Origin of the sequence: Shewanella putrefaciens (assembly GCF_016406325.1) — a bacterium.
GTDB classification, from domain to species: Bacteria; Pseudomonadota; Gammaproteobacteria; order Enterobacterales; family Shewanellaceae; genus Shewanella; species Shewanella putrefaciens.
Genome location: NZ_CP066370.1, coordinates 683,309 through 705,884, shown reverse-complemented (window position 1 = coordinate 705,884; position 22,576 = coordinate 683,309). Strand labels below are relative to the sequence as shown.

Sequence of the window (22,576 nt, the reverse complement as noted above, 5' to 3'; positions counted from 1 at the left end):
CGAGTCTGGCCACTGGTACCAATTCTTCATGAGAAGAATATAAAACCGACTGAGCGTCGGTTTTTTTGTATCTAAAATTCAGCTAATAATAGATGCGAATCCAGTGGTTGACTCACTTTCTCGCTTGATGTTTACTGCGACATCTTACGCATTTATAAAATGAGTTTATTAACATCTATAAAAAAGCCACCGAGCAGAAATAGCGTCAGTGGCCCTCGAATATACACAATCATTAGATGCTAAGTGATGGTTCTCCACCCTCACCTAATTCAACACTATCAACACGCTGCAAGCCACGCGGTAATTTAGCCCCACGACGACCACGTTCCCCTCGATAATGTTCAAGATCACTCGGCTTTAAGGTCAGTTTTCGTTTACCAGCCCAGAGAGTCACAGAAGTATCACTCGGCACGAGTTGTAGGTGTGTCATTAGCTCATCACGACTCTTTGCGCGTTCTGAGGGGATGCCGATAATCTTATTGCCTTTACCCTTAGATAATTGTGGTAAGGCTGCAAGCGAGAACAGCAACATACGGCCTTCATTGGTGATCGCTAACAATGACATCTCTTTAGTACGGTCGATCAACTTAGGCGTCAATGATTTAGCGTTTGTCGGTAGACTCAGCAAGGCCTTACCCGCCTTATTGCGTGACACCATATCGTTGTAGGTACAAATAAAACCATAACCCGCATCAGTGGCTAGCAGGTAACATTGCTCCTCTTCACCCATGATCACGTGTTGCATCGTTTCACCAGGCGCCATATTAAAGCGGGTGGTGATTGGCTCGCCTTGGCTCCGAGCCGATGGCAGAGTATGGCTATCCGTTGCAAATGCTCGCCCTGATGAATCAATGAATACGGCGGCCTGATTGCTGCGGCCCATGGCACTACACAGATATTGATCGCCTGCCTTATAAGATAAGGATAACGGATCGATATCATGCCCCTTAGCACAACGCACCCAGCCTTTCTCAGATAATACAACGGTTACAGGCTCACTCGGCGTTAGCTCTTGTTCGGTTAAAGCCCGTGATTCATGGCGCTGCACTATGGGCGAGCGACGATTATCGCCATAGGTTTCAGCATCTTGAATTAATTCTTTCTTGATCAAGGTCTTTAACCGCCGCTCAGAACCTAATAACTGTTCCAACTTTTCGCGCTCAGCTTCGAGTTCATTCTGCTCGGCGGTAATCTTAAATTCTTCTAACTTGGCTAAATGGCGTAACTTTAATTCGAGGATCGCTTCTGCTTGCTTATCAGTTAGCGAAAAACGCGCCATCAACTCGACTTTTGGTTCATCGTGGAAACGAATGATTTCAATCACTTCATCGATATTGAGGAAAGCGATCATCAAAGCTTCGAGTATGTGTAACCGAGAAAGCACTTTATCTAAGCGATATTCAAGCCGGCGTTTAACCGTGTCTACGCGAAATTCTAGCCATTCGGTTAAGAGTGTTTTTAAACCTTTCACCCGTGGGCGACCGTCTAGGCCAAGTACGTTTAAGTTCACTCTGAAGCTTTTTTCTAAATCTGTGGTGGCAAATAAATGTGCCATTAGCTGATCACAATCGACACGGTTTGAACGTGGCACCACCACTAAACGTACTGGATTCTCGTGATCCGACTCATCGCGTAAATCGGCCACCATAGGCAATTTCTTCGCCTGCATTTGACCTGCGATTTGCTCTAAAATCTTGCCGCTACTGGCTTGATGTGGCAAAGCGGTGATAATAATTTCACCACTTTCAACAGTATAAACCGCACGCGCTCGCAATGAACCACGACCCGATTCATAAATTTTTGCGATATCGGCAGACGGGGTAATAATTTCGGCTTCCGTCGGATAATCAGGCCCAGGCACATAACTCATCAATTGCTCAAGTTCGAGCTTTGGATCATCAAGCAAAGCTACGCAGGCAGAAACTAATTCTCTGACATTATGAGGCGGAATATCCGTCGCCATTCCCACGGCAATGCCTGTAATACCATTAAGTAAAATATGCGGTAAACGAGCCGGCAATACTTTGGGTTCTTTCAGTGTTCCGTCAAAGTTTGCCCCCCAATCAACAGTGCCTTGGCCCAGTTCACTGAGTAACACTTCTGAAAACTTAGATAAACGCGCCTCGGTGTAACGCATCGCTGCAAATGACTTAGGATCATCGGGCGCCCCCCAGTTACCTTGTCCATCAACGAGGGGATATCGATAGGAAAATGGCTGCGCCATCAATACCATGGCCTCATAACAGGCACTATCACCATGGGGGTGATACTTACCCAATACGTCACCCACAGTACGGGCGGATTTTTTGTGCTTAGACTGAGCCGATAGCCCTAGCTCACTCATGGCATAAATAATTCGGCGCTGCACAGGCTTAAGCCCATCACCAATATGTGGCAAGGCCCTGTCCATAATGACGTACATGGAATAGTTCAGATAAGCCTCTTCGGTAAAGCGCCGCAATGGCATTTGCTCTACCCCATCTAAACTTAACTCGATTGCGTCACTCATTTTCTTCTAGTTCCTGTGGTTCTTCAGTACTATCGCCACCTTTAAAGAACAAGCGATATACGTTACCTTTTAAATCATCTGATATGTACATCGCCCCATCATCGGCTGATAACAACGCAAAAGGGCGAGCAACGGGGAATTCTCCGTCGAGAAAACTGACTACGGTTTCACGACTCACAACCTGTTGATTTTCAATCTTAAGCATCACAACTTGGTAACCCACTTTACTAGAGCGGTTCCAAGAACCATTTTCGGCGATAAATAATTGATTGTGGAAAACTTCTGGAAATTGGACGCCGCGATAAAAAGCCAGCCCTGTCGGTGCTACATGGGCAGGTAACTCATAAATAGGAACACTAATTTTTAAGTTTTTAGGCTTTTCGTAAGCGGGCTCAATAACAGAGGTGGCATGTAAATAAGGAAAACCATAGTGGCTTCCGATAGAATCAACACGGTTGATTTCATCGGGGGGTAAATTATCCCCCATCCAATCCCGCCCTTGATCGGCAAACCACAGTTTACCGTCGATGGGCGACCAATCAAACCCAGTTGTATCACGGACTCCAGAGACAATCTGCTCATTTGCTCCTGTATCGACATTAATCGCGATTATGCTGCTGTAGGGGGCTGGTGCTTCACACACATTACAGGGTGCGCCGATAGAGATATAAAGACGACCATCGGGACCAAAATTCATTGCTCTGGTACTTTTTTTATCAGAGGCAGGCAGATCGCTGTAGATTTCTTTCGGGCGACTAGGACGACGCAGACGCTGCTCTATATCAATAAAGCGCATAACCCGATTCTCGGTTGCCACAAACAGATCGCCATCGTAAAAGGCAATTGCTTCAGGAGATTTTAAACCTTTTGCAATCACATAACGCTTATCAACTCGGCCATCTTGGTTACTATCGACCAAGGCATGGATGGTGCCACTTTTATGAGAGCCCACAAATAAGGTGCCATTTGATCCCATCGCTATCTGTTTGGCATCCCCCAAATCAGAGGCGTAAAGGGATAAACCAAATCCCTTCGAAACGGTAATCATCACCGATTGAGATGCAGCTACCGCGCTGTGAATGGGGAGTAAAATCACAGAGACGAATAGAACTGTATAGGCTGAGAACACCTTTAAATAATTATAATTATTGGTTTTTATATACAACATTGTAATTTTCTTTATGCCTATGTTTTATCGTTATCGGCAATAATGCACAACATTAAAGTAAAGCCATGTCACCCTTATCTTCGAGCCAAGATTTACGGTCCGGAGAACGTTTTTTCGCAAGTAACATATCCATCAAAGAATCGGTTTCTTCCACATCATCTATCGTCAACTGTACTAAACGACGGGTATTAGGATCCATGGTTGTTTCACGAAGCTGTAAGGGGTTCATCTCACCCAAGCCCTTAAAGCGCGTCACTTGAACTTTTCCTTTTTTATTTTCAGCGCTAATACGGTCAAGAATACCTTCTTTTTCAGCCTCGTCTAAGGCGTAGTATACGTCTTTACCTATATCGATACGAAATAGTGGCGGCATAGCAATATACACATGACCCTGTTCGACCAATATACGGTAATGCTTCAAAAATAGCGCACAGAGTAAGGTGGCAATATGCAACCCATCGGAGTCCGCATCCGCCAGAATACAAATCTTGCCATAACGCAACTCTGAAATATCATTGCAATCGGGATCACAACCAATAGCCACTGAAATATCATGCACTTCTTGAGAAGCCAATACTTGAGAAGCGTCAACTTCCCAAGTGTTAAGGATTTTACCACGCAGCGGCATAATCGCTTGAAACTCACGGTCCCGGGCCTGCTTCGCACTACCGCCTGCGGAGTCCCCTTCGACGAGAAATAATTCGCCCCGCATCGGATCTTGCCCGCTACAATCCGTCAATTTCCCTGGTAATGCGGGGCCTGACGTCACCTTTTTACGCGCCACTTTTTTTGCAGCTTTAAGACGACGCTGGGCATTGTTAATGCATAATTCCGCTAAAGATTCAGCTAATTCCGTATTCGAGTTTAACCAGAGTGAAAAAGCATCCCGTACTATACCTGAAACAAAAGCGGAACACTGGCGGCTGGAGAGTTTCTCTTTAGTTTGCCCAGCAAATTGCGGATCCTGCATTTTTACCGACAGAATAAACGCGGCTCTGTCCCAAATATCTTCTGGTGATAATTTAATGCCACGGGGGATCAAATTACGGAACTCACAGAATTCCCGCATAGATTCGAGCAAACCTTGGCGAAATCCATTCACATGGGTGCCACCAAGTGGGGTAGGAATGAGGTTGACATAACTCTCATTGATGGATTCACCCCCCTCTGGCAACCAAGTAATGGCCCAGTCGGCTGCTTCAATTTTCCCCTTAAAACTGCCAACGAAGGGCTCTTCGGGTAACATGACGTTATCACCAACAGCAGCCTTGAGATAATCGGTTAAACCGCTTTCGTAAAACCATTCATGGACTTCATTGGTCTGCTTATTGGTGAATTTTATCCGCAATCCAGGACACAGTACGGCTTTAGCTCGCAACAGATAAATGAGTTTTGAGTTGGAAAAATTTGCAGAGTCAAAATAGCTCGCATCGGGCCAAAAATGCACGCGCGTGCCGGTATTACGACGACCACAGGTTCCTGTGACTTTTAACTCTTCAACCTTAAAACCATGTTCAAAAGCAATATCATAAACTTGACCATCACGACGCACTGTAACTTCAACACGGCGCGATAAGGCATTAACAACCGAAATACCAACACCATGTAAACCGCCTGAGAACTGATAATTTTTATTGGAAAATTTTCCGCCTGCATGCAGTTTAGTCAGAATAAGCTCAACCCCTGGAATACCTTCTTCAGGATGAATATCCACAGGCATACCACGGCCATCATCAGTCACTTCAAGGGAGTTATCGAGGTGTAAAACAACTTCAATTTTGGTCGCATGACCCGCTAAGGCTTCATCGACACTGTTATCTATGACCTCTTGGCCTAAATGGTTAGGTCTGGAGGTATCGGTATACATACCTGGACGGCGTTTAACAGGATCGAGTCCGTTAAGGACTTCAATGGCGTCAGAGGTGTATTGATTCGTCATAGTGTACGCTATAAGTTGTTATATCCGGCCATGTTGCGGCTCTGGATGTCGGTTTGTCAAGGTAAGTGTAAAAATTGGCTTATAGTTTGCAGATAGTGCTCGTAACCTACAAAACTGTGATCTCCAGCCGCTTCAATCCGTAATTGGCAGTGATGGTATTTACTCAGTGCTTCACGGTAATCGAGCACTTCATCGCCGCTTTGCAATAGTACCAAAAAACGATCTGGATTACGGATAACTGGCGTATTAAATTCAGCGACCTCCATCTTATGTTCAGGCAATACTTGGTAGTTTTCTCCTGTATAAGGATTAAACTGTGGCCCCATGAACTCATCAAACAACTCAAAAGGTTTTACCGCAGGGTTAACTAATACCGCTCGGCCACCATAATGTTCGGCTAAATAACTGGCGAAATACCCACCCAATGATGAACCAATATAGGTAAGTGGTTCACCATCCTTCAATGCCGCTTCCACATATTCCAGTAAAAGTGCCATTGCGGCCTTAGGAGTATTCGGTAATTGGGGTTGATGAAAGAGAACGGACGGATGATGCTGCGCCATATATTGCGCAGTCATTATCGCTTTATCTGAAAAAGGTGAACTGTTGAATCCGTGAATATAGAGCAGCATAGTTCCTCAAGCTGCGGTCACTCGCGTTAATAACCGCTGGAATCATTATCGGGGAAAAAATGGTTACCCGGTACGCGATAAACATTAGTGCCGATGCTACCATCGGCCTTCAACTCCAGCAAACGATAACCGGGTTGCAAACCATCTAAGGCAAAATAAGGTGATAAAGGCTTAAATTGGATACAGGTAGAAGGCGTCGCCATAAGCTGTAGCGCACCATGCGGCCCTTCATAGTGAGTATCAATTCGCTGATGCACATGCCCCCAGAGTAATCCCTTAACTTGAGGATACATTGCCACACGCTCTAAAAACTCAGCACCATTATCCATGCAATGTTGATCTAACCAAGTACAGTTAACCAAAATCGGATTATGGTGCATCACCAGTAAAGTGTAACATTCAGGGTGTGCCGCAATGGCCTGTTCAATAAGTTCAAACTGGCTCTGCGCCATATGACCACCGGGTTTTCCACGAACCGTGGAATCCAGCATTAAAATTTGCCACTTGCCAGCAAGGATACGCTGCTGCCCAAAAATCTGCTCACCTTGCATATGCAGATACATAATACGCGGATCATCATGATTTCCGGGAAGATAATGACAAGGCAAACCTACCGGCGTAACAGCTCTAACAAACTGCTGATAAGACTCAGCCGAATAATCTTGGCTTAAATCTCCCGTGGCTAACATGATATGTGCCGGATAATCGACCGCCCGAATGGTATTAAGCACAGCAGCAAAACTTTTGCTGGTGTTGACTCCAAGTAGCTGGGCCTCAGGATCGGCAAAGAGATGCGGATCAGTGACCTGCACTATACGCACACTTTCCCCTTCAGCTATGGAGTAAGAGACTGCCTCTTTCAGCACATTGAATACCCAAATTCTAAGACTGGCATACTAAACGTTGTTGGTTACCAATCTTCAACAACTCCTCCAGGAATGCATTTACCTGGTACTTTTCATCACTATGATACATGCGTAAATTGGGATAATCATACACTGGGCGTAATTGGTAAATCTGTTGACCAGTTAACACTTCTGCTAATTTAGCATCGTGATAAATTCTCACTAACACCTTGGGAGTATTGACAAACTCGCCTGTTGCAAGCGGACGAGATATCTCAACCAATTGAGTATATTTGGTATTTTCTAAAATACGCACCACTAATATACCAAACTCACCTTTTAGCTGCCATGATTGACCGATAGCAATATCCAGCGGTAACCATTTCAGCATATAGCCATAATTGCGGCCGCAAAGAGCCAAGAAATCACTGACATTCGGTCGATAGCGTGGTTTTTGATGCGAAGTGGAGGTAGCCACATTATTTCCCACTTAAACGAGTTGCTGATAGTTTAATTGCAACCATTGCAATCCAATAACGGTCGATGCATTGTCGATTTCTCCCGCCACCACACTATGATAAGCGTGCTCACGGCTCACAACATGCAATCGGATATCTTCATGTTCTTCAGCTAATCCATGCAATCCACAGGCTTGGGTTGAATCCACTTCAGCCCAATAAAAATAAAAACGCTCAGTACTGCCACCAGGGCTTGCTAAGTAGCTGTTAACAAAATGAATACTTCTAGCAACAAGGCCCGTTTCTTCAAGCAGCTCACGATGAGCAACATCGATTGCTGTCTCTGTGGGCGCAATCATACCCGCGACTAACTCCATAAGCCAAGGAGATTTAGTGGTCGCTAATGCAGGAAAGCGCACTTGTTCAATTAACACAACTTGATCGCGCTGAATGTCATAGGGCAATACCACCACAGCGTGACCCCGCTCGAATACCTCGCGGATGACAGGTTGACTCCAACCACCGGCAAAAAGTTTGTGCTTAAAAGTGAACTGTTCTAGCGCAAAAAAGCCTTGATATAGGGATTTTTTATCGAGAATTTCAATATCCATTTGCGAAAAAACAGGGGGTTTCATACTCTATCCTTAAAAGTTAAATTTGCGCCTATTATCAAGGCAATTTGACACATTTTTAAAATAAAATCTGTTACACTTCGCATTTGACTTGCCAGTGTCAGAGTTTTTAGACTCTACATCATTAAGTTTTAGCTGTATCGGGAAGCGTCGGGAAGCGCAAACCGCCTTGGTAAAGGCATTACTTAGTCTAAACGAAGTTAAAATATTTCTCCTTTGGGAGATTTTGTCTAATAAGGACAGCAAATGAAATTTAAGATCCGTTCTTTATGCGCAGCATTAACTCTCGCAGCTTCCGCTCAAGCGGTACAAGCAGATGATTTACTGCAAATTTATCAACAAGCACTGACTAACGACCCTCTCGTGTTACAAGCTCAGGCGCAACGTGATGCTTTATTTGAAAAGATTGAGCAAAACCGTGCGCCTCTGTTACCAACACTGAGTGCAAACGTAGGGTATGACAAAGCCTGGAATGACCCTAGGGATAATACCAGTGGTTTAACGGGTGGTCTTAAGTTAAATCAGGTCATTTATGACCACAGTGCTTGGGTAGGTTTAAGCCTTGCAGAGAAAGCCGCTTCTCAAGCTGATTCAAACTATGCATCAACGCTACAAACCTTGATTACTCGCGTGACTAAAGCCTACTTCGATGTGTTAACGGCCAAAGATAACTACGAGTTCCAAGGTGCAGAAAAACGCGCTATTGAACGTCAACTTGAGCAAACAAAACAACGCTTTGCTGTAGGTCTAACAGCAATAACAGATGTACATGAAGCTCAAGCTCAATATGACCTAGCGTCTGCCAGCGAGATCCTTGCTGAAAACGATCTTGCCAATAGCTATGAAGCACTGCGTGAAATCACAGGTATCGATCACAAGACTCTTAATGTGCTAGATACAAATCGTTTCTCAGCCGTGACTCCAGCCCCTTCATCACCAAGTGAATGGCTAAAGATCGCTGAATCAAACAGTGTTGATCTAATGACCCAACGCATTGGTAAAGATATTGCTCAGGAAACCATCAGCCTTTACAAAGCGGGCCATATGCCATCCTTGAGCTTAAGTGCTGGTTATAATAAAGGGCTTGAGCAAAAAACAGGCAGTGTTAACGATCCTGATTTTGATAATGTCAATGTGGGCTTAAATTTAAGCATTCCCATTTTTGAAGGCTTTAAAGTGACCTCTCAAGTCAATGAAGCACAATATCAATATGTTGAAGCCAGTGAGAAACTTGAGCAAACCTACCGTAGTGTTGTCAAGAATGTACGCAATAACTACAACAACGTAGGCGCCTCAATTAGCTCAATTCGTGCCTATGAGCAATCGGTCATTTCATCAGAAAGCGCATTAAAAGCGACTCAGGCGGGCTTTGAAGTCGGTACTCGTACTATCGTTGACGTACTAAACCGTACCCGTGACTTGTATGACTCAAAACGTAAATTGTCTGATGCACGTTACAGCTACATTAATTCGATCGTTGCCCTAAAGAAAGCAGCAGGCACACTTAACGAAGATGATGTTATTGCCATCAATAGCGGCCTAAAAGCTGAGTAAGATTAGCACTAATGTCATTAAATAAAAAAACCGCCAATTGGCGGTTTTTTTATTTTCAGAATAAAGCTTAAAAAGTAATTTCTACACCTGCAAAATAGCCATCGAACTTAGTATCAGCACTGATCCCAGAAAAACTATTTACATCGAATAAAAACTCACGGTAGCCCACACGTACACGCGTATCTACTGCTAGGCCATCAAACTCCCACCCCAGACCTATGGCATAGTCATGAACATTCGATTCATTCACACCCAACATTAAATCCGCAAACCCAAATAAACCAAATCCAGGCATACCGATATGGGTACTGGCATACCCCATAAAAATACCACTATCGACATCTTTTTCTTCTGGATGACCGGGATCTTGTACTCGCAGCGATCCATTCATTAACTTGTAGGCTGCACCGAGGTCGAATGACAAAATATCGTTATCTAACAACTCGTAATACAGCACAAAATCTGTGTTACTTAAATCGGTATAGCTAGTCACATTACCGGAAAAGTCATGCCCATTAAAGGTAAAGTCAGCACCTGACATTTTTCCTTTTTGATCAAGACTATTTTCACGAATTTTAAGGTTTGGTACAAATGGCAATGGGTGTTCAACAGCAATCCAATAACTACCCTGAGCCGATGAACTGTAATTAAAAGTTTGCTGTGGTTGCCCTTTATCTGCAAAAGTACCACTGGTATCTGCACGCCAGTAGTCACCGCCAAGTTTAAAACCAACCACTGTTGCAGCCTGGGCCGATGTGGCCATCAAAAATCCTAATACAGCACTGGCAAGGAGTGTCTTTTTCATAATTAACCTTGAGATAGCAAGTTCGTTAAATCAATCACCGCGGCATTCGCACGGGATACATAGTTAGCCATAACCAATGAATGATTAGCGACTAGACCAAAACCACTGCCATTTAGTACAACAGGGCTCCAGACGGTTTGCTGAGTCGCCTCCAATTCACGAATGATTTGTTTTAAGCTCACTTCAGCATTTTTCTTCTTTAAAACATCTGCAAAATCGACTTCTACTGCACGCATAAAATTCAGGAGTGCCCATGAAGCACCACGACTTTCATAAAACACATCATCAATCTTCCACCAGCTTGTTTTTATCTGATGGCTTGCCAAATTAGGCGTCGATTGACGCGCAGAGTTATCACCAGCTAAGTCCGTGTTCAATCTTTCCTGACCCACACTCGCCGATAAACGCTGTGACATACTGCCTAAACGTTTTTGAATTTCTTTTAACCATTCGTTGAGATTGTCAGCCCGTGCATAGAACTGTGCATCTTGATTGTTAGGGTCCATCATGCGTGCACGATACAGTTTTAATAGTTTGACTGCATCACGGTATTCACTTTCTGCACTCGGCACTAACCAACTTGTATGGTCGATATTCAGCTTAGATTGTGCCTCACCCAAATCTTTATCCGCAGTAGACTGAGACTGTGAACGGCTAAACTCTTTACGCATGATAAGTGCTAAATCGCGAACTTGCTCTAACGCGCCAAATTCAAAGGCAGGCATATTATCCATAAAGATAGAAGGCGGGATCACATCGTTAGATAACCAACCGCCTTGTTTATCCAATAACGTTTCAACGGTTAAGATCAGCGATGTGGTCGTGGCAAAACCAACAACATTCTTATCTGTTGCAGTGAGTTCTTGAGGCGTAAGCGTATCGGGTTCAATACTCCACCACACACTCACTGCATAGCAGATTAAGACTAAAAATAAACCGACTCCGGTGACTTGCTTCCATGTTATTTGCATCAAGCGACTCCTTAATGATGATGGTGATGATGCTCTTGCTCAGCATTGTTTTCTGCTTGCTTATTGACGGGTAGTGTTATCGCAATGTTTTTGCCATCGTCAAACTGCAATAGCAATTCAACTTGTTGTTCTAAGACAAGAGGTGCTTTTAAACCAAGTAACATGACATGATTACCCGATGGCGTTAACGTCAATTTGCCATGGGATGGAATATCAAATCCCTCAACATGTCGCATTTTAACCATGCCTTGCTCTTCAATAATGGTGTGAAGTTGTGCTTCTTTTGCTACATCAGTTTGTACGCCAACAAGACGAAGCGCTTTATCTGTGTGGTTTTCAAGCGTAAAGTAAGCGGCGGTATTGGGCACTGTATCTGGCATAGCTCGTACATGCCCTTCGGTCACAACCACACTCGCCAACACAGAAAAAGATGCACAGGATAGTGCGAGACAATTAAACATCTGTTTGAATATTGGTTTCAATGTCTTAAACTCCATGTCTACCCAATGTCGTCGTAAAGGAAAACAACCCATGAGTCATATACAGGTTCAGGATGATCAAGGTGTCCGTATTATCAGCTTTAATCGCCCTGATAAACGCAATGCACTTGATCTTAATATGTATAAACAACTGACAGAATACCTGATCGAAGGTGAAGCAGACAACGACATTCGTGCCTTTATGCTCCATGGACAAGATAATTGTTTCACCTCAGGGAATGATATTGCAGACTTTTTGAAAAATAGTGACTTAGGGCCTAATCATCCCGCTGTACGTTTTTTATTTTGTCTACTCGAACTGAAAAAGCCACTCGTAGCGGCTGTGTCTGGTTCCGCCGTGGGTATAGGTACAACGGTTCTATTACACTGTGATCTTGTGTATGCCGATAACACTGCCAAATTTCAACTACCCTTTGTTAATCTGGCACTCGTGCCTGAGGCTGGTGCCAGCTTACTCTTACCTGAACTCGTTGGTTATCAAAAAGCGGCAGAACTACTCTTACTCGGAGAGAGTTTTGATGCCAATACAGCCTATCGACTTAACATGATTAATGAGATTATCGCTCAGGAAGATTTACTCAGTTACACTCTTAATCAAGCCAAAAAACTCGCTAACCAACCGCCACAAGCTCTGCAAATGACTCGCCAGTTGATGCGTCCACATAAGAATCGAGTACAACATCAAATGCATCAAGAGTTGGAACAATTTAGCGCTAGGCTAAAGAGTGATGAAGCAAAAGCCAGATTTCAGACTTTTCTAAAAAAATAATGTCACTAAACCGTTCAGTGCTCACTATTTGCATGAGGGTCAGGTGCCCTCTTTTTGATGGATTAAGCATTAGCGCTTATAAGCTGTTTATAAGGTATCTCTCAAACCAACTTAAATAGACTTCTTCCACTGGGTCACTAACAACGCTAATACAAAGTAAACCAATAAGCTGACACCAGGCATCAAGAAGATAGCGACAGCCCACACTGCTCTTGTCCAAAAACAAGACCAACCAAATTGCCATGCCATTCCGGAAGCAACACCGCAGACTAAACGATCTGCATTTTCCATACGCATTTGAACTCGTTTCATTTTAAACTCCCTCATCACTTAAATACGCGCTTATTTTTCGCTGCAACAGTGCCGCTGAAACCAGCAGATAATTCCTGAAAACAACGCGAGGCTAATCACTGGTAGCAGTAGCAAAGTCACTAGATGGGCTACAAACCACATAGGCAGATCCTACTACTTCGCACTATATTCAACGGCTGCGGCCGATTCAGTTTTATTGTCAGCACTTAAGCTAAGTTGGTTATTAAAGTCGTAGATACTTTCTGCAAGTTGTGTGTGTAGTGACAGCACTAACTCACGTTTAGCACTCACTAACAACTCTTGAGCCTGCGTTGTGAGTGTTTTTTCAATTGCAACCGCCACATCTGACATTGGGGCTGCTTGGGCATGCACCATAGCACTACTGATTAATCCAACACATAACACACTCATTTGAACTGATTTTTTAAGATTTGAAGTAAACATGATGTCTTCCCTTTCGATTAATTAACTTGACAAAGGGAGTATTACAAATGACGTGCCAACTTTTAAAAAACGAATAACATACTGAAAATAAATAAATTTATTTAAGGTGAATTTAGAGAGGTAAAAATTAAAAATAAGAAGTGGTGAAAAAAACTACTCACTTTAGCTAATTTCACCATTTTTTATCAGAACAAAAATCACACAGCCATTTCTGTCTGGATACTTTGAAAGGCCTGCCTAACAGTCTCGATCCCTGCACCATTTTTATGGGCGTTTTCACTTAAATAACGACGCCAAGCCCGAGCACCTGGTAACCCTTGAAATAAACCAATCATATGGCGAGTGATATGATTTAAGCGTCCACCCGCCTGCAAATGCGCTTCAATATAGGGCAACATAGCCTCAATGACATCCTCACGGCTAATTACCGCTCTTTGACTACCGCAAAGCACTTGATCAACCCGCGCAAGTATATAAGGATTTTGGTACGCCTCACGCCCCATCATCACTCCATCAAGTTGTGCTAAATGCCCTTGCGCTTGCTCAAGTGTTGTAACTCCACCATTAATACTGATATTCAGCACGGGATAATCACGTTTAAGTTGATATACTCGCTCATAATCAAGTGGTGGGATCTCGCGATTTTCTTTTGGACTCAATCCTTGTAACCAAGCCTTACGAGCATGAATAGTAAAATCCGTGCATCCCTTGGCGTTGACAATATCGATAAAGTACGTGAGAAATTCATAACTGTCTTGCTCATCAATACCGATGCGGGTTTTGACTGTAACTGGAATATCAACAACTTGCTTCATGGCATCCACACACTCAGCCACAAGCTCAGGCTCAGCCATTAAACAAGCACCGAAACGACCATTTTGCACGCGATCTGAAGGGCAACCGACATTGAGATTCACTTCATCATAACCGCGCTCCGCCGCGAGTTTAGCGCAACGCGCTAAATCCTGCGGGTTAGAACCACCTAACTGCAGTGCCAAAGGATGCTCTTCTTGGTTATAGGCCAAGTAATCACCACGACCATGCAGTATCGCCCCTGTAGTCACCATTTCTGTGTATAACAATGCCTTAGCCGACATTAAACGTGCAAAATAACGATAGTGCCGGTCCGTCCAATCCAACATGGGCGCAATGGAAAAGGTTCTATCGAGTGAGTAAGTATCAATATTGTTATTTTTCAAAGTATTAACATCTATTCTGTGTTGAGACATGATGGACTCTTTCCAAGTGGCTTCTTGCCTAGCTAGCCATTGTAAAATTGAGACATTGTAAGCTCACGCTCAAGTTAACCCATGACTAGATTGACGATAACAACGCAAAAAGCACAGACAGAAATAGCCATTGCCCTTTCGTGCTCACAATATATTAGCCGCGCATTATACCGCTAATCGCATATATTGTGGAAATTAAGGCGGCGGAGAATAAGCAAAGACCCCCTTATCGATATGCTTAGTATCGTAAACGAAGATCGCGATTTATCTCCCTGTGAATAAGCAACGGACTTCTTTTTCAGCAAACACGAGATAACAAGGTATTTGGAATGCCTCCTCCCTAGCAATATTCAAATAAAGGATAAGAAAATGGTCAAATTAGCCGTACATTTATATCGAGTTCATCTAAGCTGATAGAGTGTGATCCTAGTTGCGGCGATTAAACCACTTTTCGACTAGTCTTAAATAAGCCACAACCGACAGGCTTAGAGCTAAAAGAGGACAAATTTAGGCATGAACGTCAATTTTATTAACCCTTTCCTACAATCTCTACTCAATGTTATTTCAACAATGGCGAGTATGGATTTGACGCCGGGCAAGCCCCAAATAAAAAATGATAACTTAGCCAAAGGAGATGTTTCCGGATTGATCGGTATGGTTGGGCCACAGACTAAAGGATCCTTGTCGATTACATTTGAGCAAACGCTTGTACTACAGATTATGCAGAATATGCTCGGTGAGAACCCTGGCAAAATTAATGAGGAAGTCACCGATTTGGTCGGTGAAATCACCAATATGGTCACAGGTGGCGCTAAAAATCTTTTAGGGCAAAAAGGATATGAATTTGAAATGGCTACGCCTATGGTCGTATCAGGAAAAGGCCATACAATTTCCCATAAAGCCAATGGCACCAAAATTATTATGCCTTTTACTAGCCCACATGGTACTGCTTTTATTGAAATCTGTTTTGAAAGCTAACAGTGAGTAAATCGCTACTGTTATTAAAAGAAAACGGCACATACGTGCCGCTGATTAACCTAAAAAACGCTATCTAAGCTAAACATACCGCCACCCTTGGCGTGAGTTTAGTCACCAACTCATAAGCGATAGTGCCGATCCTTTCTGCCACTTCTTCGACAGGTAAGTCCTGCCCCCAAAGTAGAACATCATCACCGACTTTATCAGTCGCATCTTGGCCTAAATCCACAGTGAGCATATCCATAGAGACACGACCAACGATGGGCACTCTACGGCCATTAACCCATACAGGTGTACCTTCGGGCGCATTACGAGGATAGCCATCGCCGTAACCAATAGCGACTACACCTAAACGGGTATCTTGTTTGGCCGTCCAATAACAGCCATAACCGACTGGCTGATTGGCTTTATGATCACGCACGGCGATAAGGCGCGAAACGAGATTCATCGCGGGGATAAGCCCATGATTTGTACCACAATCGCCAGCAACGGGAGACACTCCATAAAGTGCGATACCGGGTCTAATCCAATCACCTTGGCTTTTGGGCCAATAAAGCGCTCCTGCAGAATTAGCTAAGGTTCTAAAACCCGGTAAGCCCGCCGTCAATTCATTAAAAGCGGCCATTTGTACATCTGTATAATGGTTATCCGGTTCATCGGCACAGGCAAAATGCGTCATCAGATGAATGGGTTTTGCGATATTAGGGCAAGCCATCAATCTTGCATAAACGGTGGCAAATTGCTCAGGCGTGACCCCTAATCTGTGCATGCCAGAATCCACTTTAAGCCAGACGGTGACAGGTTTAGTGAGCTTAACCTGCTCTAACATCTCTATTTGCGATTCATGGTGAACCACAGTGTCAATATCGTGGGCAACCAGTAAAGGTAAGTCCGTGCTACGAAAGAATCCCTCGAGTAACAACAGCCGCGCCTTTACACCACCCGCTCGTAATTCTAGTGCTTCTTCTAAACGCGCCAACCCAAAACCATCGGCGTTCACAAGACAATTGGCCACATTCAGTAATCCATGGCCGTAACCATTGGCCTTAACAACAGCCATCACTTGGCTTGCGCTGGCCTGCTGACGCAGCACAGCTAAATTGTTTTGCAGTGCACTACTGCTAATTTCTGCACGGGGAAAAGGTTTCAAAATTTACCTTGCCTATTCTGGAAAAAGTCAGGAAATAAAAAGCCAGAGAAATAAAAAGAATACATAAGCGTTGCTTATCTTCTATCACCATCAACTTGTTCTTGTAAAACTCACTATCTATATGCTCAGACACGTCAATCGCTTAATCTTCTTCAAACTGAGGGCCTGCATAATTATCGAAGCGAGAATACTGACCTTGGAAGGTTAAGCGTACCCGCCCAATAGGACCGTTACGCTGCTTACCGATAATAATTTCAGCCGTGCCTTTGTCTGGAGAATCGTTGTTATACACTTCATCACGGTAAATAAACATGATGAGATCCGCATCCTGCTCGATAGATCCCGATTCACGTAAGTCTGAGTTGACCGGACGTTTATCGGCTCGTTGCTCCAGTGATCGGTTAAGCTGAGACAGGGCAATAACAGGGATCTCTAGTTCTTTCGCCAAGGCTTTAAGTGAGCGAGAGATTTCGGCAATTTCAAGCGTTCGGTTTTCAGATAAAGCGGGCACTTGCATCAACTGTAAGTAGTCGACCATGATCATAGATAAGCCACCGTATTCACGAGCAATACGACGGGCGCGGCTACGCACTTCCGTCGGCGTTAAACCAGAACCATCGTCGATATACATTTTACCCTGCTCGAGCATAATCCCCATGGTCGATGACACCCGCGCCCAATCTTCATCATCAAGTTGACCAGTACGGATTTTAGTCTGATCGACGCGGCCTAATGAGGCGAGCATACGCATCATAATTTGTTCGGATGGCATCTCGAGACTGAAAATAAGTACGGGTTTATCTTCATTCATCGCTGCCTGTTCGCAGAGGTTCATCGCAAAGGTCGTTTTACCCATGGATGGACGTGCCGCCACGATAATCAAGTCGCCAGATTGGAAACCTGCGGTCATTTTATCGAGATCACTAAAACCACTCGATACCCCAGTTACACCGTTGTGCGGGTTGTTATAGAGCTTCTCAATCTTATCGACGGTTTTTTCAAGAATGGTTTTGATGCCTTCAGGGCCTTCGTTGGCATTGGTGCGTTGCTCGGCAATCTTAAAGACTTTGCTTTCGGCTAAATCGAGCAAAGCACTGGAGTCTCGGCCTTCGGGGTTATAACCCGCATCGGCAATTTCATGGGCGACTCGGATCATCTCTCTGACTACTGCACGTTCGCGAACAATCTCAGCATAGGAGACAATATTGCCGGCACTGGGAGTATTCTTAGCAATTTCACCTAAGTAGGCAAAACCTCCCGCTTCTTCGAGCTGATTTTCAAGCTCAAGTTGCTCAGAAACCGTGATCAAATCGATGGGCTGACTGGTTTCCACTAGGCGGTGCATCGCCGCAAAAATCATCCGGTGCGAGCGCGAGTAAAAATCTTCTTTTACGACCGTTTCAGCCACCTTATCCCAAGCATCGGCGTCCAACATTAGGCCGCCTAATACCGATTGTTCAGCCTCAATAGAATGCGGTGGCAGCTTGAGTCCATCTAGCTGCAAATCTCTTGGCTTACTTTTAGGCTTAAAAGCACCTTGTTGTGACATTAACACTCCCGATTTCCAACAACTTAACAAAATATGATATAAAACCCGCGTTAAGCAACAGGTGGTTTACCTGTTATCCTGTTCCAACGGACACTCTAACAATCAATAAGGAAAAGACATGCGTATTGCACTGGTTGCGACCTTAGTACTGACATCCGGCATAGCAAATGCCGACGAAGGGCAATGGCAACCTTATCAAATGCCTTCAATTGCAGACAAACTCAGTGAACGCGGAATCGACATTCCTGCCGAAAAACTGGCCGATCTAACTAGCTATCCAATGAATGCCGTTGTCGGGCTGGGCTATTGTACCGCCAGTTTTGTCTCCCCCCAAGGGCTAGTTGTGACAAACCATCATTGTGCCTACAAAGCGATACAATATAACACTAAGCAAGAACATAACTATCTAGAACAAGGCTTTTTAGCCACATCAATGGATAAAGAACCTTCGGCTGGGCCGAACGAGCGTTTATATATTACCGAAGCCGTCACCGATGTAACCAAGGACGTCACGAAAGAGTTAAGCCAAGATCCCCTCACCCGCTATGAAGAAATTCAAAATAATAGCAAAGCACTCATAAAAAACTGTGAAGTGGATGATAACTATCGCTGTAATGTCCGTAGTTTTCATAACGGCTTAGAATACTACTTAATCAAGCAATTGATGATCCGCGATGTACGTTTAGTCTATGCACCGCCAGAAAGTGTTGGCGGTTATGGTGGTGATATCGATAATTATGAATATCCACGCCATTCGGGGGATTTTGCCTTCCTACGGGCTTACGTGGGTAAAGATGGTAAGCCCGCAGCCTATGCGGAAGATAACATTCCCTACAAACCGAAAAGCTACCTTAAAGTGAATGCCGATGGCGTTAAGGCTGGTGATGGCGTGTTTGTTGCGGGTTATCCCGGAACGACTAGCCGCTATAATCTCACTAGCGAGCTTAAATTTGCCAGTGATTGGCTCTATCCAACCCAAGCCAAACGCTATCAATTACAGATTGATACCATCGAAGCCATGGGTCAGGAAGATGCGGATATCGCCATAAAATACGCTGGTAATATGGCCTCAATGGCCAACCGAATGAAGAAACTTAATGGCCTATTAGCGGGTTTTAAAGCAACGGATATCATTGGCATTAAGCAAAGTCGTGAAGATAATTTTTTAGCTTGGCTTAAACAAAACCCTAAACTAAATCAAAATCTTATTGCAGAACTAGAAGTGTTACTCGCCGAGCAGCAACAAGTATTCCAGAGTAATTATTACTTTACCAATGCCCAATCGAGCACACTGTTAACCGCCGCTAACAGCCTTTATCGCCTTGCGAAGGAAAAACAAAAGAGCGATGCTGAACGCGAAATTGGTTATCAGGAGCGTGATTTGGCGATGTTTAGCTCGCGCTTAAAACGTATCGATTCAAGCTTTCACGTTGATGTAGATAAGACCCTATGGCGACAAGACCTCACAGCGTATCTTGCTCAACCGAATCGCATAGCAGCCCTTGATGATGCACTGGATCTCAACAATAAAGAGACAAATCTCGAGGCCAAACTCGATGGTTTGTATTCACTCACGACGCTCACAGACCAAGCCCAGCGTCTCGCCTGGATGGATGCCGATACGACAACCTTCGAAACCAGTACCGATCCCTTTATTCGTTTAGCCGTTGCGCTCTACGATACCAATATGGCACAGGAGAAAGCGGAAAAAATACTCGATGGTAAGTTATCGACTGCGCGTCCTGACTATATGGCCGCGGTTATCGAGTATTACAAAGCCAATAACTGGCCTGTCTACCCTGATGCCAACGGTACACTTCGTATCAGCTACGGTATGGTGGATGGTTATCAATCCCGTGATGCACTCTATAAACAGCCGTTTACTCGTCTGGATGGCATAGTGGCTAAACACACAGGAGCCGAACCCTACAATGCCCCCAAAAAACTGCTCGATGCGATTCACGAGCAACGCTTTGGCGATCATCTTGTGAAGTCAGTTTATCAAGATCCCCGCGGCTGGATTTGCAAGCTATTTTCTTGTTTAGACAAGCCTGAAGAATTTAACTCAGTACCGGTTAACTTCTTATCGAGTGTAGATACCACAGGTGGCAACTCAGGTTCACCCGTCTTTAACGGTAAAGGGGAATTGGTGGGCCTTAACTTCGACTCTACCTATGAAGCGATTACTAAGGATTGGTTCTTCAATCCGACAATCACCCGCGCCGTACACGTGGATATCCGTTATATCCTGTGGATGATGGATAAAGTTGACCATGCCGATAATCTGATTAAAGAACTGGATTTAGTGAGAAATTAATCTTCTAAGCTAAATCAGTTGCTATAGACAAAAAACCGCTCACTGTTATGCAATGAGCGGTTTTTATTTAAGCGAGCTTAGCCACTTATGTAGTTTAAGATTGAATGTGTACCGATTACTTACCGCATTCATTCCCTATCAAAACTTGCTCAAGCCATAACATGGCACCCAACACTGAATTTCAACCATAAAAAAACACCGCCGAAGCGGTGTTTTTTTAGTTTAAAGCAGTATGTAATTAAGCTTCTGCAACGATAGAAACTTTAACAACAGCTTTAACTTCAGTGTGTAACTGAACTTCAACTTCGAAGTCGCCAGTAGTACGCAGAGCGCCTAATGGTAAACGAACTTCTGATTTAGCCAGCTCAACACCAGCAGCAGTTACTGCATCAGCGATGTCACGGTTGCCAACTGAACCAAACAGTTTGCCTTCATCACCCGCTTTAGAAGCGATAACAACCGCTTCCAGGGCAGTGATTTTCTCAGCGCGTTGGTTAGCAGCAGCTAATTCAGCAGCTAATTTAGCTTCTAATTCAGCGCGACGAGCTTCAAATACTTTAACGTTGCTTTCGTTAGCAACAACAGCTTTACCTTGTGGCAGCAGGTAGTTACGAGCGTAACCAGCCTTAACTACAACTTGGTCACCCAAGTTACCTAGGTTAGCGATTTTATCAAGCAGAATAACGTTCATTATCAAATCCTCTATATTCGATTAGGAATACTGCAATTACTGATGTAAATCAGTGTATGGCAGTAGAGAAAGATAACGAGCACGCTTGATAGCGCGAGCTAGTTGGCGCTGATATTTAGCACTAGTACCAGTGATACGGCTTGGAACAATTTTGCCGCTTTCAGTGATGTAGTTCTTTAAAGTAACGATATCTTTGTAATCAATCTCTGCAACACCTTCAGCGGTGAAACGGCAGAACTTGCGACGACGGAAATAACGTGCCATGTGACAGTCTCCTAAGTTTTCAATTCGACATTTTCGGCATGGATAACTAAGCGGTTTTGACCATTTCGCCCTTGTTGGAGCGTCATAAAGCCTTGCACTTGCACTTCCACACCTGCTTTCAGATTGTCTGCGACGCTTTCAAAGCGCGGGCCACTCAATATCACTTGTATTTGTACGTAGACGTTGCGGAGCATATCTGCTTCATAACGCTGCGATTTGTGTTCCAGCATAATCACACTGTGTGCAATCCCTGCTGGGCTTTTAAAGCGTCTGGAACGGGTTATGGTTCCGGACAACACCAAGCTATTGGTGGTCACAGATAAACTTACTCACCGATTTCTTCAGCGTGAGCTTCATCGTATGAGCGTTCGCCAGCTGGGCCACGACGTGAATCGCGCTCATCTCTAGCTCTAGCCATTGGAGATGCTTCAGTAACGGCAACTTTAGTACGCATTACCATGTTACGCAGAACTGCGTCGTTGAAACGGAAAGCTGTTTCTAGCTCTTCGATCGTTTCTGCAGGTGCTTCAACGTTCATCAGAACGTAGTGAGCTTTATGCAGATCTTGGATTGGGTAAGCCAATTGGCGACGGCCCCAATCTTCTAAACGGTGGATTGTGCCGTTAGCTTCGGTGATAACACCTGTGTAACGCTCAATCATACCTGGTACTTGTTCACTTTGATCTGGGTGAACCATAAATACGATTTCGTAATGACGCATTTATTGCTCCTTACGGTTATGTAGCCTCGGTATTGGCTCAGTCAAACCAAATAGAGGCAAGGAACGAAAATTAGTGACTGATTTGAGCGCGAGATAGTACAGAAAGCAGACGCGAAACTCAAGCAATAACTTTGCCTCG

The 22,576-nt window shown here is 44.2% G+C and carries 23 protein-coding genes; 4 read left to right on the top strand and 19 right to left on the bottom strand.

Annotated features, from left to right (window positions below; all coding sequences use genetic code 11):
* Nucleotides 1–232: 232 nt before the first annotated feature.
* The 7 genes from parC to nudF are packed head-to-tail and all read right to left on the bottom strand — an operon-like array spanning nucleotide 233 to nucleotide 8,186.
* The gene (gene parC, locus JEZ96_RS03205; RefSeq protein WP_011918697.1) at nucleotides 233–2,509 is read right to left on the bottom strand and encodes a DNA topoisomerase IV subunit A; all 2,277 of its coding nucleotides are present in this window, start codon (nucleotides 2,507–2,509) and stop codon (nucleotides 233–235) included.
* Nucleotides 2,502–3,677 (bottom strand): PQQ-dependent sugar dehydrogenase, encoded by a 1,176-nt coding sequence (locus tag JEZ96_RS03200; RefSeq protein ID WP_011918696.1) that lies wholly within the window; start codon nucleotides 3,675–3,677, stop codon nucleotides 2,502–2,504. Before JEZ96_RS03200 ends, parC begins: the two co-directional genes overlap by 8 nt.
* A gap of 52 nt (nucleotides 3,678–3,729) precedes the next feature.
* A complete protein-coding gene (gene parE / locus JEZ96_RS03195) occupies nucleotides 3,730–5,616 on the bottom strand; it encodes a DNA topoisomerase IV subunit B (protein ID WP_011790657.1) in 1,887 nt (628 codons plus the stop codon).
* Nucleotides 5,617–5,672: 56 nt separating this feature from the next.
* A complete protein-coding gene (locus JEZ96_RS03190) occupies nucleotides 5,673–6,248 on the bottom strand; it encodes a YqiA/YcfP family alpha/beta fold hydrolase (RefSeq protein ID WP_025007909.1) in 576 nt (191 codons plus the stop codon).
* A gap of 26 nt (nucleotides 6,249–6,274) precedes the next feature.
* Entirely contained in the window at nucleotides 6,275–7,114 is an 840-nt protein-coding gene (gene cpdA, locus JEZ96_RS03185) for a 3',5'-cyclic-AMP phosphodiesterase (protein ID WP_011790659.1), read from the bottom strand.
* A 16-nt stretch (nucleotides 7,115–7,130) separates the two neighbouring features.
* A complete protein-coding gene (locus JEZ96_RS03180; RefSeq protein WP_025007910.1) occupies nucleotides 7,131–7,571 on the bottom strand; it encodes a DUF1249 domain-containing protein in 441 nt (146 codons plus the stop codon).
* Between the two features lie 12 nt (nucleotides 7,572–7,583).
* The gene (gene nudF, locus JEZ96_RS03175; protein WP_011790661.1) at nucleotides 7,584–8,186 is read right to left on the bottom strand and encodes an ADP-ribose diphosphatase; all 603 of its coding nucleotides are present in this window, start codon (nucleotides 8,184–8,186) and stop codon (nucleotides 7,584–7,586) included.
* A 243-nt stretch (nucleotides 8,187–8,429) separates the two neighbouring features.
* On the opposite strand from nudF, the gene tolC reads away from it, so the two are divergent.
* Complete coding sequence (tolC, locus tag JEZ96_RS03170) at nucleotides 8,430–9,737, top strand: outer membrane channel protein TolC (RefSeq protein WP_011790662.1); 1,308 nt, start codon at nucleotides 8,430–8,432, stop codon at nucleotides 9,735–9,737.
* Nucleotides 9,738–9,804: 67 nt separating this feature from the next.
* On the opposite strand, the gene JEZ96_RS03165 is transcribed toward tolC, so the two are convergent.
* Genes JEZ96_RS03165 through JEZ96_RS03155 form a run of 3 tightly spaced genes read right to left on the bottom strand, consistent with a single transcriptional unit; the run spans nucleotide 9,805 to nucleotide 12,010 of the window.
* On the bottom strand, nucleotides 9,805–10,542 hold the full coding sequence (locus JEZ96_RS03165; protein WP_014609870.1) for a TIGR04219 family outer membrane beta-barrel protein: 738 nt from the start codon (nucleotides 10,540–10,542) through the stop codon (nucleotides 9,805–9,807).
* 2 nt (nucleotides 10,543–10,544) lie between these two features.
* Complete coding sequence (locus JEZ96_RS03160) at nucleotides 10,545–11,513, bottom strand: DUF2333 family protein (RefSeq protein WP_011790664.1); 969 nt, start codon at nucleotides 11,511–11,513, stop codon at nucleotides 10,545–10,547.
* Between the two features lie 11 nt (nucleotides 11,514–11,524).
* On the bottom strand, nucleotides 11,525–12,010 hold the full coding sequence (locus JEZ96_RS03155) for a copper chaperone PCu(A)C (protein WP_025007911.1): 486 nt from the start codon (nucleotides 12,008–12,010) through the stop codon (nucleotides 11,525–11,527).
* 34 nt (nucleotides 12,011–12,044) lie between these two features.
* Here JEZ96_RS03155 and JEZ96_RS03150 point away from each other — a divergent pair, with 34 nt between their 5' ends.
* On the top strand, nucleotides 12,045–12,782 hold the full coding sequence (locus JEZ96_RS03150; protein WP_011790666.1) for an enoyl-CoA hydratase-related protein: 738 nt from the start codon (nucleotides 12,045–12,047) through the stop codon (nucleotides 12,780–12,782).
* A gap of 111 nt (nucleotides 12,783–12,893) precedes the next feature.
* Here JEZ96_RS03150 and JEZ96_RS03145 read toward each other — a convergent pair whose 3' ends face one another.
* The 3 genes from JEZ96_RS03145 to dusA all read right to left on the bottom strand — a co-directional run bounded on the left by JEZ96_RS03145 (nucleotide 12,894) and on the right by dusA (nucleotide 14,767).
* Nucleotides 12,894–13,094, bottom strand: a complete 201-nt coding sequence (locus tag JEZ96_RS03145) for a PspC domain-containing protein (protein WP_025007912.1) — start codon at nucleotides 13,092–13,094, stop codon at nucleotides 12,894–12,896.
* Nucleotides 13,095–13,247: 153 nt separating this feature from the next.
* Complete coding sequence (locus JEZ96_RS03140) at nucleotides 13,248–13,538, bottom strand: hypothetical protein (RefSeq protein ID WP_011790668.1); 291 nt, start codon at nucleotides 13,536–13,538, stop codon at nucleotides 13,248–13,250.
* A gap of 197 nt (nucleotides 13,539–13,735) precedes the next feature.
* Entirely contained in the window at nucleotides 13,736–14,767 is a 1,032-nt protein-coding gene (dusA, locus tag JEZ96_RS03135; protein WP_025007913.1) for a tRNA dihydrouridine(20/20a) synthase DusA, read from the bottom strand.
* Nucleotides 14,768–15,280: 513 nt separating this feature from the next.
* On the opposite strand from dusA, the gene JEZ96_RS03130 reads away from it, so the two are divergent.
* The gene (locus JEZ96_RS03130; protein ID WP_011790670.1) at nucleotides 15,281–15,745 is read left to right on the top strand and encodes a chemotaxis protein CheX; all 465 of its coding nucleotides are present in this window, start codon (nucleotides 15,281–15,283) and stop codon (nucleotides 15,743–15,745) included.
* 73 nt (nucleotides 15,746–15,818) lie between these two features.
* On the opposite strand, the gene alr is transcribed toward JEZ96_RS03130, so the two are convergent.
* Nucleotides 15,819–16,895: an alanine racemase gene (gene alr, locus JEZ96_RS03125; RefSeq protein WP_011918693.1), complete on the bottom strand. Its 1,077-nt coding sequence runs from the start codon at nucleotides 16,893–16,895 to the stop codon at nucleotides 15,819–15,821.
* Between the two features lie 142 nt (nucleotides 16,896–17,037).
* Nucleotides 17,038–18,444 (bottom strand): replicative DNA helicase, encoded by a 1,407-nt coding sequence (dnaB, locus tag JEZ96_RS03120; protein ID WP_011790672.1) that lies wholly within the window; start codon nucleotides 18,442–18,444, stop codon nucleotides 17,038–17,040.
* Nucleotides 18,445–18,562: 118 nt separating this feature from the next.
* Here dnaB and JEZ96_RS03115 point away from each other — a divergent pair, with 118 nt between their 5' ends.
* Nucleotides 18,563–20,761, top strand: coding sequence for a S46 family peptidase (locus tag JEZ96_RS03115; protein WP_025007915.1), 2,199 nt, complete (start codon nucleotides 18,563–18,565; stop codon nucleotides 20,759–20,761).
* 238 nt (nucleotides 20,762–20,999) lie between these two features.
* Here JEZ96_RS03115 and rplI read toward each other — a convergent pair whose 3' ends face one another.
* The 4 genes from rplI to rpsF are packed head-to-tail and all read right to left on the bottom strand — an operon-like array spanning nucleotide 21,000 to nucleotide 22,437.
* On the bottom strand, nucleotides 21,000–21,452 hold the full coding sequence (rplI, locus tag JEZ96_RS03110; protein ID WP_011790674.1) for a 50S ribosomal protein L9: 453 nt from the start codon (nucleotides 21,450–21,452) through the stop codon (nucleotides 21,000–21,002).
* 36 nt (nucleotides 21,453–21,488) lie between these two features.
* Nucleotides 21,489–21,716 carry a 30S ribosomal protein S18 gene (gene rpsR / locus JEZ96_RS03105; RefSeq protein WP_006083042.1) on the bottom strand — a complete coding sequence of 76 codons (228 nt, stop codon included), beginning with the start codon at nucleotides 21,714–21,716 and terminating at the stop codon, nucleotides 21,489–21,491.
* Nucleotides 21,717–21,727: 11 nt separating this feature from the next.
* Entirely contained in the window at nucleotides 21,728–22,033 is a 306-nt protein-coding gene (gene priB, locus JEZ96_RS03100; protein WP_011790675.1) for a primosomal replication protein N, read from the bottom strand.
* Between the two features lie 8 nt (nucleotides 22,034–22,041).
* Nucleotides 22,042–22,437, bottom strand: a complete 396-nt coding sequence (gene rpsF / locus JEZ96_RS03095) for a 30S ribosomal protein S6 (RefSeq protein ID WP_011790676.1) — start codon at nucleotides 22,435–22,437, stop codon at nucleotides 22,042–22,044.
* Nucleotides 22,438–22,576 lie beyond the last annotated feature (139 nt).